Source organism: Congregibacter sp. (assembly GCF_965662665.1).
GTDB lineage: Bacteria > Pseudomonadota > Gammaproteobacteria > Pseudomonadales > Halieaceae > Congregibacter.
The window spans coordinates 1-12,575 of record NZ_CBFIIF010000050.1; the positions used below are offsets into that span (position 1 = coordinate 1).

Annotated in this window: 10 protein-coding genes and 1 pseudogene; 4 read left to right on the forward strand and 7 right to left on the reverse strand. The window is 57.2% G+C overall.

The genetic code is table 11. The features are described 5' to 3' along the window. The first annotated feature begins 617 nt into the window (after positions 1-617). The 3 genes from ACTG39_RS13650 to ACTG39_RS13660 all read left to right on the forward strand — a co-directional run bounded on the left by ACTG39_RS13650 (position 618) and on the right by ACTG39_RS13660 (position 4,198). A complete protein-coding gene (locus ACTG39_RS13650) occupies positions 618-1,988 on the forward strand; it encodes a S41 family peptidase (protein ID WP_439108117.1) in 1,371 nt (456 codons plus the stop codon). A gap of 214 nt (positions 1,989-2,202) precedes the next feature. Further along, positions 2,203-3,612 (forward strand): M20/M25/M40 family metallo-hydrolase, encoded by a 1,410-nt coding sequence (locus tag ACTG39_RS13655; protein WP_439108118.1) that lies wholly within the window; start codon positions 2,203-2,205, stop codon positions 3,610-3,612. 97 nt (positions 3,613-3,709) lie between these two features. Next, a complete protein-coding gene (locus ACTG39_RS13660) occupies positions 3,710-4,198 on the forward strand; it encodes a GAF domain-containing protein (protein WP_439108119.1) in 489 nt (162 codons plus the stop codon). 22 nt (positions 4,199-4,220) lie between these two features. Here the strand turns inward: ACTG39_RS13660 and rarD are convergent, their stop codons facing one another. Genes rarD through ACTG39_RS13675 form a run of 3 tightly spaced genes read right to left on the reverse strand, consistent with a single transcriptional unit; the run spans position 4,221 to position 7,702 of the window. Next, entirely contained in the window at positions 4,221-5,141 is a 921-nt protein-coding gene (gene rarD / locus ACTG39_RS13665) for an EamA family transporter RarD (protein ID WP_439108120.1), read from the reverse strand. After that, positions 5,138-6,526 carry a hypothetical protein gene (locus tag ACTG39_RS13670; RefSeq protein WP_439108121.1) on the reverse strand — a complete coding sequence of 463 codons (1,389 nt, stop codon included), beginning with the start codon at positions 6,524-6,526 and terminating at the stop codon, positions 5,138-5,140. Before ACTG39_RS13670 ends, rarD begins: the two co-directional genes overlap by 4 nt. A gap of 36 nt (positions 6,527-6,562) precedes the next feature. Further along, entirely contained in the window at positions 6,563-7,702 is a 1,140-nt protein-coding gene (locus ACTG39_RS13675) for a hypothetical protein (protein WP_439108122.1), read from the reverse strand. A 380-nt stretch (positions 7,703-8,082) separates the two neighbouring features. Here ACTG39_RS13675 and ACTG39_RS13680 point away from each other — a divergent pair, with 380 nt between their 5' ends. After that, a complete protein-coding gene (locus ACTG39_RS13680) occupies positions 8,083-8,589 on the forward strand; it encodes a YybH family protein (protein WP_439108123.1) in 507 nt (168 codons plus the stop codon). Between the two features lie 19 nt (positions 8,590-8,608). Here the strand turns inward: ACTG39_RS13680 and ACTG39_RS13685 are convergent, their stop codons facing one another. The 4 genes and pseudogenes from ACTG39_RS13685 to ACTG39_RS13700 all read right to left on the reverse strand — a co-directional run. Next, positions 8,609-9,043 carry a lipocalin-like domain-containing protein gene (locus tag ACTG39_RS13685; RefSeq protein ID WP_439108124.1) on the reverse strand — a complete coding sequence of 145 codons (435 nt, stop codon included), beginning with the start codon at positions 9,041-9,043 and terminating at the stop codon, positions 8,609-8,611. Between the two features lie 122 nt (positions 9,044-9,165). Then, the gene (locus tag ACTG39_RS13690) at positions 9,166-10,500 is read right to left on the reverse strand and encodes a phytoene desaturase family protein (RefSeq protein ID WP_439108125.1); all 1,335 of its coding nucleotides are present in this window, start codon (positions 10,498-10,500) and stop codon (positions 9,166-9,168) included. A gap of 118 nt (positions 10,501-10,618) precedes the next feature. Next, positions 10,619-11,881 carry an MFS transporter gene (locus ACTG39_RS13695; RefSeq protein ID WP_439108126.1) on the reverse strand — a complete coding sequence of 421 codons (1,263 nt, stop codon included), beginning with the start codon at positions 11,879-11,881 and terminating at the stop codon, positions 10,619-10,621. Between the two features lie 23 nt (positions 11,882-11,904). Beyond that, positions 11,905-12,575: pseudogene (locus ACTG39_RS13700) on the reverse strand (acetyl-CoA C-acyltransferase); the annotation flags it as partial.

The window sequence follows — 12,575 nt, forward strand, 5'->3', positions numbered from 1 at the left end:
ATCCGAGAGAGTTCTGATACTGCTCCGCAGTCATAAGACTGGTGAGCGCTTTAGTTCCGGGACTTTCGGGCTCGACAACGGACTCAGAACAGCCCGCTAGCGCGCCTAGCACCAAGCAGCTCAAAGAGATGGAACGAAAAACGCTTGCAGAACCAAGCCGCGACACATCTCGTCGCGACGCAAACAGGCATTTCATTGTATTAACGCCCTACCTTTTATTGTTATTACCTCTGGGCTCGCCTTTGGCTTGCGGCTAATCTAACACCCCTCGCACAGCTTTATCGCCCAGAATTCGACCTTCATTATCGTACATATAGCGACTGCTTATCCACTGCTGATACCCGTACCCCCCTCAACAGCGCACATGCGTCGTGACAATATCGGAACAACGTTGAAAACCCCTTACTAGAGCCTTCGTGCAATCCGGTCGAAGGGGCTCAAAAGACCCGAGTCAGCGAGCGATGTACACCACGCACCATGACCCGTGGAAAAAGCCGAAGTGCACTATAATCCTTGCTCATTATTCGCGTTACTGACTTGAGCGCTCACGCGCAAACGATACCGAGATAACTGCTATTACTACGCCGATTACAACGCCAATACGCTTTTTGCTGTGTTTGGGAGCGGCCCTCACCACTGCCTGTGGTGGCGGTGGCGGTGGCGGTGGCGGTACGACTGAGACCGCGCCCATTGCCCAAGCACCCCCGACGCAAAGCTGCAGCGTCGCCACACAGAAGGATTTCGTGCTCTCGGCAGCGCAGGACTGGTACCTCTGGTATGACGAATTGGCAACGGTCAACCCAGACGACTTTGCCAGCGCAAGCGCGTATCTCGCTGCCCTTACGGCCCCCCTGGCTGAGGATTTTAGGGACCCGGGGTTTTCCTACCTCACTACCGTGGCGGAAGACGAAGCAAACTTCACCAGCGGCGCATTTGTAGGATTCGGCTTTCGCTTCGCCATCGATGATGGTGGGAGATATCTCATCAGCGATGCCTTCGAAGGCGCACCCGCCTTTGAGGCGGGCTTTAGACGCGGTGCAGAAATTCTCGCTGTCGACGCAGGACAAGGCTACGTCTCCATGCGTGAGTACGAAAGTCAGGGAGCCACGCTAGACACGATATTTGGTGGCTCTGTAGATGGCCTTGAGCGCGGCTTTCGCCTGGCGCTTGACGGAAGCACGGTCGAAGTTACCGTGGCGAAACGAGAGCTCGATATTCCGCCCTTAGCGACCGCCCCCCGAACCCTCGAGCGCACCGGCACAAGTCCCGTGGCCTACCTACACCTGCGCAGCTTTACCCTATCAGCAGAGTCTGCGCTGGATAATGCCTTCACCGAAGTCGCCGGACAGGGCGTCACGGACTTTGTGATCGATCTGCGTTACAACGGGGGTGGCCTGGTGGGCGTTGCGAGCCGGTTTATGGACCTTCTCGGCGGCGAAATAGCCGACGGCCAAATTGCCTACAGCCTCAGCCACAACAACAAACGCGCTGCCGAAAACGAATCTTTTGAATTCGCGCGCCGCTCCAATAGCGCGAGTCCAGTTCGGATAGCGTTCCTCACAAGTGAATCCACAGCGTCTGCGAGCGAGTTGCTCATCAACAGTCTCGAGCCCTTTGCTGAGGTGGTGCTCATCGGCAGCGATACCTCCGGCAAAGCCGTGGGGCAATACGCATTTGATCAGCCAGGCTGTGACACTCGACTGCGCCTCGTGTCCTTCGAAAGCGTGAACGGCGAAGGTTTCGGCGGCTTTTACACGGGCCTGGTGGATACCGGGCGTTTTACGCTCTGTGCCGTAGAAGACACCTTTGGCGGAGCATTTGGAACGCCGGAAGATGCGCTAACCGCGGGCGCCCTCGCCTGGCTTAACGAGGGGACATGTCCATCGAACGTGAACATCAATAGTACGAGCCGACGAGCGCTGCGCCGAGGCCCCTCTCCCATTACGGCGCTGAACAGGCCTGATCGCCGCGCTACCTGGGTCCAGTAACTCCCTTTTGAATATCGCTGCTCCCGCCATGCCAAACTCGCCCACCTTTGCGCTGCAGCCGAATCCTCTAACAGGCCAGAGACGCGGGATGAGGGAGAGCCCCAGACTGACTACTCACCCATAGACGTGCTGGTTTAAAGCAAAAACAAGCTATGCTTGAACACAACGCTATGCAAACAGCTAAAAAATAATCCAACGAACGATGGAGATAACCGTGCCAAAGAATATTCTCACCGGGCTCCTTGGGGCTTCGCTACTCACCGCGAGTATCGCGGGGAGCGCACAAGTCGACGGGATCCAAAGCGAACACGCTCAGAAGACTCTGGAGATTTACCGCAGCATCGTCGAAGTGGACACCTCGAAAACCAAGGGGAACACGCTGGGTGTTGCCCAATATCTCGCGGACGAACTTCTCGCAGCGGGCTTTGCAGAGGATGACGTCCGCGTTATTCCCAAGGATAACTTTGGAATACTTATCGCCACCTATCGTGGCGACGGCAGCTCAGGCAAGAAGCCCATACTGCTCCTTGGACACATGGATGTGGTCGAGGCCTATGCCAAGGACTGGGTACGCCCTCCCTTCGAGCTGACGCAGGACGACGTCAACTTTTATGCCCGCGGCACCATCGACAACAAGTTTGGCGTTGCCCAGCTTACGGGCACGATGATCAGGCTAAAAAAAGAGGGCTTTGTACCCGATCGGGATCTTATCCTGGCGTTCTCAGGCGATGAGGAGAGCGGGATGATCACCACCCGCATGATGGCCTACGATATGCCGGAACTTGTGGAAGCGGAGTTCGCGCTCAACTCAGACTCCGGCGGCGGCAGCCTCACCGCAGACGGCAGAGCGATTGACTACAGCCTGCAGGCAGCGGAGAAAACCTTTGCAACCTGGGAAATCACCGTACGCAACCCCGGCGGCCACAGCAGCCGCCCCCGGGATGACAATGCCATTTATGAACTTGCCAGTGGTATCAAGGCCATCGAAGCCCATCGTTTTCCTGTGATGTGGAGCGAAATGACCCTCTCTTACTTCCAGCAGGTAGGGCAGAAGCTCGGCGGAGAACTAGGCGACGCCATGGTGCGCTTTGCCTACGACCCGGAAGATGAAGAGGCGGCTGCGCGGCTGCGCACCGAACCCTCCTATGTGGGAACAACGCGCACAACCTGCGTGGTCACAATGCTGGAAGCAGGACACGCAGAGAACGCCCTACCCCAATCTGCGACGGCCACGGTGAACTGCCGTATTTTTCCCGGGGTTGCCGTAGCCGATATCGAAGCCGAGTTGCGCGCTGTGGTAGGCAATGCCGAAGCTGAGTTTGTACTTCTCGGCGATCCCACGGAGAGCCCTATTTCGGAGATTCGTGCAGACGTTCTTTCCGCGGTCGGTAAAGCCGTTCACAGTCGCTATCCCGGCCTTGATCTCATTGCGTATATGTCGTCCGGCGGGACCGACGGCATGCATTTTCGCAAGGCCGGCGTGCCTACCTTTGGCGTCGGCGGTATCTTCATGAACCCCGACGAGAAGTTTGCTCACGGCCTCAATGAACGTGTGCCAATCAAGGCGTTTTACGATGCACTGGATCATTGGTCGATTATCATTCGCGATCTCACTGGCAAGTGAGGCGCTTCGATCAATGGGCCCCGCCCCTACGTAATTTACGTCCGATAGTGTTAGATTTGTAATCAGCCAAGCCGGTAAGGGTGCTGAACCGATGGATATGCCTGATACCCCTGCGAATGAGTTCGAACGTCTGTTTGCGCTACATCAAGCGCATCTCCTGGATACACCTCCGGACACGCGCGTCGATGAAATCACCCAACGTGCACAGCAGCACTTTGGCGTGCAGACAGTTCTGGTTAGCCTGGTAGACGAGCATCGTCAGTGGTTTATGTCGCGCCAGGGTCTGGAGGCGACTGAGACCGAGAGGAACATCTCGTTTTGCGGGCATGCCATACTCAGCGATAAGCTGCTTCTGATTCCCGATACACACAAGGACCCGCGTTTCCGCGACAACCCCCTGGTCACTGGCGATCCCTTCATTCGATTCTATGCGGGTCAGCCCATTCGAGTCCCTGCGGGACACCGCGTGGGCACTCTCTGCCTTATAGACCCTAAGCCGCGCACACTCTCATCCTCAGAGCAGGAAACTCTGGTCTCTCTGGCCGCCGAAGTTGAGAGCGTAATCGCGCGGCGACAAGCAGAGTAAGCGCACTCAGTGGACCCGGATTTCACCTAACAGCTACCCGAACGGGCGGCTGTTTCCGCGCCGTCCAGAGCGCATCGACAGTAAAAACAATAACGGCCGCCCAAATAAAGGCAAAGCAGATAAGTTTCGGAATGGTAAGAACCTCCCCAAAATATACTGCAACGCCGAACTGCATCGTCGGCGCAAGGAACTGCATAAAGCCGACCGCTGTTAGCGTGAGCCGACGCGCGGCGACGGTAAAAAAGAGTAGCGGAAAAACGGTTAGCGGTCCTGAGAGCAGCAATAGCGCAGTAGTCGTAACATCCGCGACCCCAAACTCGGCCCTGTGGTTGAGCATGAGCCATAAGAGACTTACCGATGCCAGAGGAAACAGTAGCGCAGTCTCAGCGAAAAGGCCGGGCATCGCGGCAACCGCGACGCGCTTGCGGATGATGCCATAGGCGGTAAACAAAGCGGCGAGGGCCAGCGACACCCACGGTAGCCCACTCCCCTGCACCGATAGTACGACCACTCCGATAGCCGCGAGAACCACAGCGATTAACTGCGCCCGTCGCAGTCGCTCCCCCAAAAACAACACGCCGACCGCCACGTACATTAATGGATTAATGTAATAACCCAGGCTGGCTTCGAATATGCGTTCGTTAACCACGCCCCAAATGTAAACGAACCAGTTACCCGAGATACATAGCGCCGAGAGCGCGAGCCAGCCTATAACCCGCGGATCTTTAAACGCACCGATAACCTCAGCCCACTGTTTGCGGAGGGTAATAATCAGCGCACCAAAGGGTACTGCCCAGACGATGCGATGCAGCAGTACCTCGGCGGGAGTCACGGCTTCGATCAACTTGAAGTAAATCGGGAATACACCCCACAAGCCGTAGGCAGCCAGCCCAAAGAATATGCCGCTGCGCAGCTCCGCCGCCTGCCGATCAGCGGGCGTCATGTTGTTGATTGCATCTGCTCTCTCATCTCCTGCACCTCAGCGGCGTCGCATGCCCCTTGCCCCGCCCAGCTGTCGATGCTGGGAGTAGCGCTCAAACCCCGTTGACCGCTCTGATAGTCCCTGTTGAGGGAGTTGGAGGGATAAGCACCACTTCTGCCGCCTACTGAGCCTGTCGTTGCAGCGGTATTAGAACGGGGATTTTGCACCGAGGACCAACCGTCGTCGGTTTTTTTGTAGACACTGCCATTGCGTCCGGCGTACATATCACCCGATCCGGATTGGTAGGCAAAACCATTGTCCTCACCCGAACGGCGACTCACGCCCTGGCCGCCACCACTGGTCTCAAACTCGCGCTGAACACCCTCGGCGGTGCGCGTCACGTCCGTCTCGAGGGTTTTGCCGTCACGAGTGTAGGTACTGCCGCCCGTGATCTGACCTTCGTCCAAAGTACGATCAATAGTCCCCGAACCTCCTTGAGAACCCTCAACGGTGCCGCTGTAGCGTCCGTCCTCAATAACGCTGTTAAACGTCGCCGAGCGGTTTTCTCCGGCAATCACGCTTTCAGAAACTATGGCATCGCCTTGACGCTCGCGCGTGCTGCCAAAATCTGCGGACTGATCACCTCGGCTTACCTCGCCTTCGCTGACAATCGTGTCGCCCTGACGCTCGCGTACTACCTGACCCTCAGTACCGCGGGATGACTCAAAATCTGTGACCATGCGGCCGTCTTCCCACTCGCTTTCGGTATAGCGCCAAGCGTCACCCCGAGTAGCTACACGCTCGCTCCAACCGCTGTTATCGTCAAAGTCGATGTAACGGTTTCGCGCGATCGTCGTATCCGTGTTGGGATTGGTAACAAAGCCGCGACCCGAAAACTCGTCGTTATCCCAAATCGCCTGTCCCCGTCCGTAAACTCCCGTTTCCGGGTTATATACCGCCGCGCCACCTGCCGCGCCGTAGGGACCATAGGCGACAACGGCTTCGCCATAACGGCCCGAGCCCGGGTCGTACCAGGATCCATAGCCATAGGTGGGCGGCCACCAGTAATAGGGATAACCGTAATAGGGGTACCCGTATCCGCCGTAGTAGCCGTAGGCCAAAGTCATGGATACGGCAACTGCGGTGTCGTGTCCGGTGCCCTGAACAACGGTGCCCTCTTCAGACACATGGGCGTTTTCGTAGCCTGCGGTGTAGGCGTACTCAACGCGCTCCTCGTCGCTGCTGCGTACTTGCACAAATGTGGTGTTAAACAGCGGTGATTCCGGAGGTATTTGCGCAAACTCCTCCGGGATGTCGTCGGCGAACTCCCAGGGACCCTGGGCCCCGGACGAACTAAGCCAGGTCGCGTTATGGCACAGGTAATAGACATCGTCATAACGCAACACCTGAAAACTCGTGTTGGCGGCATATTCTATGTTGGTTCACTCAATGGGCACAAAGACCGGGTCACCGGAATAACTCACATCTATGGCTAGCTCTTCCTCTACGCCCCGCGCGACCGTTGCGGTACGTGGGACCGAGGCCTCGAGCGCTGACTCCCAGGCTTCCCGGGTACCTGGAATGCTTGCCCGCAGGTAACTCAGCGCATGATCCTCGACGGGAATCGACTGAAACTCAGTAGGCAATGCGGCGGCAGTGGACCAGGGCCCATCGAGTACGTCGGCGACAAACCAGCGTCCGCTGAACAAGGTATAAAACCGGCCTTGATGGGTGAGCAGGATCTGCGTGGTGTTTGCCGCGTACTGCAGATCGGTTTCCGCAACGCTCATCCAGTGGGGCTCACCATCAAGAACCAAAAGCTCCGCAGGGCGTTGGGCATAGTGAACAACCGGCTCGGCTACAGACGGTGGCAAGAGCGCAGTAGAGCCGGGAACGCAGGCGCGGGCCTGTGACCAATCATCGGTGGCTGGCAGCGCAAGCATTGTCACAGGTAATGAATCAGCCCAGGACCACTCTCCATCCAGCGAATCCGAAGAAAGCCAATCTCCTTGGTAGCAGAGATAGAGCGGACCCTCCTCACCCGAGCGGAGTAAATCCCAAGTGGTGTTTAGCAGGAACTGCAGATCGGAGTCGTCTACCGGCACGAAGAGGGGCTCGCCATTTGTACTTAAAAGCAGCGCAGGCTCTGTGGTCACGATAATCTTCGGCGGGACTTTCCCTAAGCCCGGTGTCGGCGCTATGCGCAGATCCTGTGGCAGATGTTCGAGCACAAGATCCATGGGTACTCGCCGTGAGGTCGCCGTAACGGCGTCACGGATGAGTGTAAGCTCCGGGGCGTCGTCTTCCAGGCCATCAATGTGCAGCTCTTCCACCGTGAACTCGTTGAGGAGAACTTCCCGGTTTGCAAGGTCGGTATCCGTGGACGCGCGAAATGCCATAGACACGGCAAAAACCTCGTCGCTGTCGGCGCGACTGACCTCAAATGCCATCCAGGCAGACAGTGTCTCGAAAGCCTCCCAGCTGTCGATTTGTGGTGCGTACAACACTGCGCTTCCGCGATCGCTGGATACCCTGCGGGGATACCAGGAAGCCACGTCGACCTCGGGTTCGGACTCGCTCACTCCTGGAACTGCGACTGCTTCCGCTGTCGGTTGACGGTCGGTGGTCGGCGAACAGGCGACAGCAGTGATCACCAGGCTTGCGAGCAATAGCCTCAAAGCGGCTGGCGGTCGAAAAGAGTTGTACATGCAAGGACGCCCACAAAAAAACAGAAGCAAATTCTAACCGCTTTCCCTAGCAAATTCGGCTAAATACTGACCAGCACAGGACGCGGCTCAAGCCTCTTGCCCGGCTCGTGATGTGCTTAGCCCGCACTGAAAACGTCTGAGGCAATGCAGAAATAATGAGCGTTGGCAGAAACGAGTGCTTGTCAGGGGAGTAGCTGCAAGTCGTGTTTTCGGGTGATACTGCGATCAAATCAATAACCAAAAGAGCACTCACGATGAAAGCCCAAAGCAATCTTACTGTTATCGGCGCCCCACAACTGGTACTGGCAACCCTGCTCACACTCTGTCTGGGTTGTGTTGCCCAGCTCGCGGCCGCGCAGGGCAAATCCTCGGATGACGAACTCGCCGTGGCAAGCGTCATCATGAGCCTGCAGGAGACCTGGAACAGCGGTGACATGAGCGGCTATCTGGCGCTGTATCAGCAGGATGACTCCCTGCGTCTCACATTCGGCAACACGGTAGTAGAGGGCTGGACAGCTCTCGATACCCTGTTCCGTAAGAGCTATCCGGACCCGCTACGCATGGGCCGCTTCACCGTGGACCGGGTAGACGTGCAGATACTGAGTAAGGACACCGCAGTAGCCTACGGTAACTTCACCCATGTGTTTCCGAAGGAGACCATAAAGGGTGGTTTTAGCCACGTGCTCACGCAAAACGCATCGGGGAGTTGGATCATCCGCCATGAGCGAACTTCACGGGGCGAGGTCATAGAGACGCACTAACATCGTTCAATGCGGCGTCTTAGGGCATACGCCTCCACGAGAGCCTGTGGGTGCGAGTCACACCGTCTACCTCTTCCGTGCCGGACAATTCCAGAGTTTGCCCGCTCAGTCGTGCGTTTCTAAGCTGTTTTGAGCCTACAAAATTTGGGTTGAGACTCTGAGTGACGGTGTGGGTGACCACATCGTCCTGTATTGCGTAGTGCCCCGCATAGTGAAAATACGAGCGGTAGGCATCTGCCAGTAAGCCCGGATCGGTACGCCGGAAGGCCGAACCCGTCGGTAGCAAATCACGGTCACTGCGATTGATCGAGGCGCTCATCCAATCGTCATCTGTGTACACAATCATGCCTGTTGGCTGCTCACCAAAGGGATGGCTGATCCTCTCGCTATCGGAGTAGCTAATGGTCCAGGAATCAAGGTGCCAGGCACCGAGAAGATCATTTTTACAAAGCATTGTGCACGTCCCGCCTGAGTATTGAAATTTTCAAAAATGGTTGGGGGGAAGCCCTGCCGCTAGGAGCGCTATCGCGCAAAGCCGCACAGAGAATCCCGCCGACAGAACACCGCTCATAGTGCTCATGGGTACTCTGCGGCAATCATCGCAGCCGCTTCCCGCGCTGAAGCTGCGGCGCTTTCGGTGCCTATGGTACCCGGTGGAGCGCATCCGTCACCCACGTTATAGAGGCCCCGTATGGGGGTGTTTTGTGGCATGCCATAGCCAGCCCAACGATGCATGCCCGGCGATGCACCGCGATGCTTTGCCCGCACCAGAAAATTCGCGTCGGCGCTAATACCCGGAAAGTTAGCTTCCAGCTCCCGGAGTGTATTTGCCAGGGCTTCGTCAAGGTCGTAATCGGCCGCGTCTTCGGGTGCGCCGTAGGCCGTGTGCAGATATTGACCCGGCGGCGATATACCCGGCGCAATCAGCGTTGGAATTTCCAGATAGATGAAATTGCGGTTGTTACCGAAAACCATACAACCATCAAAGTTTTCTAGAAGCGGCCTATCCAGCGTGAAGCTCACGTGGAGAATCGGCGCTGCTGATGGTCCCGCTTTCAGTTGCTCGATGTAACTACGCTCGAAAACAGCTTCGCCCCCGGCCAACTCAACCGTGCGATCAGGTCCGGTGTTCGAAACAACCCACCGAGCCTCTATGCGCTCCTCGCCGCCATCACCATCGCTAATCGCCACACCCGCTACTCGCCCGTCTTCGACGACAATGCCCTTGCAACCGCGACCACAGCGGAACTCCGCGCCGCGGCGCTGCAGCGCATCAGCAAGATCCTGCATCAGTGCGCCATTGCCCTTGGCGGCCATACCAAAGCGACTACCTTTGCTGCTGTATTTCAGGAATCTGAAAAACTCACCCGCGGGCACCTCATGGAGATTGATACCCATAAGCGCAGCGCAGTAGCCCTGAAACAGGTTCTTAACTTCTTCGTTGTCCGTGTATTGATCAAACCATTCGCGGATGCTGATGCTATCCACTGGTGTCCAGCCGGTAAGCGCTGCCTGAATGTGCTGAAAGAGCGTTTGGGCCTCCGCGGAGTCCTGCATCGCAAACTCGATCATGCCGTACAGTCCGCCACCACCCGGTGGCAGGTCGTAATCACCGTGAGTAAGGCGGTAACGAAGACGGCCAGTAATATCGACCATGTTCATCTCAGCACCCACCGCATCGAATGCTTCGCGGATCGCGCTGCGAGGCCCCATGGGAACCATTAGGGCACCGGTTGTTACGATATTGTCGTCACGCAGACGATGCCCACATCGGCCACCCAGGTGACGACTCTTTTCCACTACCAATACGCGCATACCCATGGCGGTGAGCCGCGCTGCGGCGCACATGCCGCCCATGCCCGCGCCGATAATCACGGCGTCGAAGGTATTGCTATCGTGATTGTCAGTCATGGAGTGCTCTCCCGGTAACGAAGTACCTCTGCGCCAGTACCGCGGGCTGCAGCAGCATGCCTGCGCGCCTATTATCAGCTCGCGCTACTGCTCACGATCTCTTGCGCACAGTGATGATTCAGTCTCGACCTGGCGGATGCGCGAGAGCAATGCCGACGCTGGCAACAAGAGCAAGGCCGATAAAAGTATTGAATGCCGGTTCATAACCGCCAAGTTGATCGTAGGAAATCCCCGCAAGTGCCGGTGACAATGCACCCACTACACAGGTTACCGTCGTCAGAATTCCAAGCAGCGGTGCGAAAGAGTCGGGGCCAAAATAGTTGCCCATGATGTTGGCCATGCTGACGTAGGAAGCACCAAAGCCGATACCGGCGCACATCGCATAAACATACACCTGCCAGTTAGCCGTGGTGATGTAAAGCACAAACAATCCTGCAGCCAGTGCCAGCAGCCCACCACTCCAGATCAGTCGAGGTTCAATTCGGCCGCCCACGGTACCGCAACCAAGACGACCAATGATGCTCGACATAATCAGCAGGCCCACGGAGTTTGCGGTCATGGCATCCTCGATACCCTGATCACGCAGATGCACCACGCCGTGGGCGATGCAAACGTTGAACACCATGGTATAGGCGCAGGCAGCTGCCACGATGAGCCAGGACGCTCGCGTTCTAAACGCATCGGCGGTGTTCCAGGAAACCGCCGATTGATAAACCGGCGCTGCACCGGGCAGAGCATCGTCATCGGAGTCCTCGCTCACAGACAGTGCACCGCCGTCCGGTTCCTGACCCAGATCCGAAGGTTTGTTTCTTACCCAGATCAGGGCGATAAACGCAGACAAAGCTGAAGTGAAAGCCACAAAGTACCAGCCCATACGCCAATCACCGTCAAAGCCGGCGACGATATTATTGAGTATGGGAATGGAGAGTATCGATCCGACGCCGGAGGCACAGAGCACTATGGACATGGCGAGCGGCTTGCGGCGCTTGAACCAATAAGTCACCACCGACTGCACGGGAATGACACCGCCCAAACTGAAGCCAAGTCCGCTGATACCGCCAAAAAACAGCCAGTACTGGAGTTCACTGGCGGTGAATGCAGCCATGGACAGTGCGCCCACAGTGAGCACCAGGCCGCCGGCGAATAAGGTTTTTCGCACACCCAGCTTGTTGACGAGCACACCCACCATCGGTGAGGTGAGTCCCATGCAAAGGATAAATGCCGAGAAGCCGTAGCCTAAGGCACTGCGGCTGAAACCCAAATCTTCTGCCATCACGGCATTCAGCACTGAGCCCCCATAGTAGGGAAACGCCGTATTCAGCAGATAAACGATGAACACGGTGACCACAAGCTTCCACCCGTAGAACCCGGGCTTGTTCATTGAACTGCCTGCGGCGGAAGAGCTCACTCGAAGAGGCCTGCGTCGCGATCGATCAACAGTGCACTGCCCGATCCGGCTGCGCCGGCGGCCGATACAATGCCGCGGCGAAGACCACGACGCTCAAGCTCGTCCAGTAGTGTGAGGGTCATGATCGCGCCCGTGGCTCCCATAGGATGACCGAGAGCTATGACGCCGCCGTTGACGTTGTGACGCTCGCCATCAAGACCGAACTCGCGCTCTGCAACCACGCTGGTTGCGGCAAAGGCTTCGTGAATCTCGAACAGATCTATGTCATCAGCGGACAGTCCGGTTTTGTTGAGAAGGGCGCGCACAGCCTCAACACAGCCAGTGAGCACCTCAAGGGGATCTGCGGCAACGGTAACGCTATCGGCGATGCGGGCCCGGGGGGCAACATTCAAGGACGCGGCGCTATCGCTATCCCCCAGTAACAACAGGCAGGCCGCGTCGGCCATAGCCGGCGAATTGCCCGCAGTGTGAATGTGCTCGATCGCGTCTAGTTCGGGACTGGCTTTGAGCTGATAGGCGTCAACGCCGGAGGCACCAATCTTTGCAAACACCGGATCCATGGCCGCAAGACCTTCCAGTGTGGTGCCAGAACGTATGCATTCATCCTCCAACGCCTCGCCATCCGGTGTACGAATGGGCACGATCGACGCTTTAAAATGACCTTCTT

Bases quoted from the DNA above. Each gene is read 5' to 3' on its own strand.
- ACTG39_RS13660 (WP_439108119.1), top strand. From the start codon at position 3,710: ATGCCTGATACCCCTGCGAATGAGTTCGAACGTCTGTTTGCGCTACAT.
- rarD (WP_439108120.1), bottom strand. From the start codon at position 5,141: ATGACGCCCGCTGATCGGCAGGCGGCGGAGCTGCGCAGCGGCATATTC.
- ACTG39_RS13680 (WP_439108123.1), top strand. From the start codon at position 8,083: ATGAAAGCCCAAAGCAATCTTACTGTTATCGGCGCCCCACAACTGGTA.
- ACTG39_RS13685 (WP_439108124.1), bottom strand. From the start codon at position 9,043: ATGCTTTGTAAAAATGATCTTCTCGGTGCCTGGCACCTTGATTCCTGG.
- ACTG39_RS13690 (WP_439108125.1), bottom strand. From the start codon at position 10,500: ATGACTGACAATCACGATAGCAATACCTTCGACGCCGTGATTATCGGC.
- ACTG39_RS13695 (WP_439108126.1), bottom strand. From the start codon at position 11,881: ATGAACAAGCCCGGGTTCTACGGGTGGAAGCTTGTGGTCACCGTGTTC.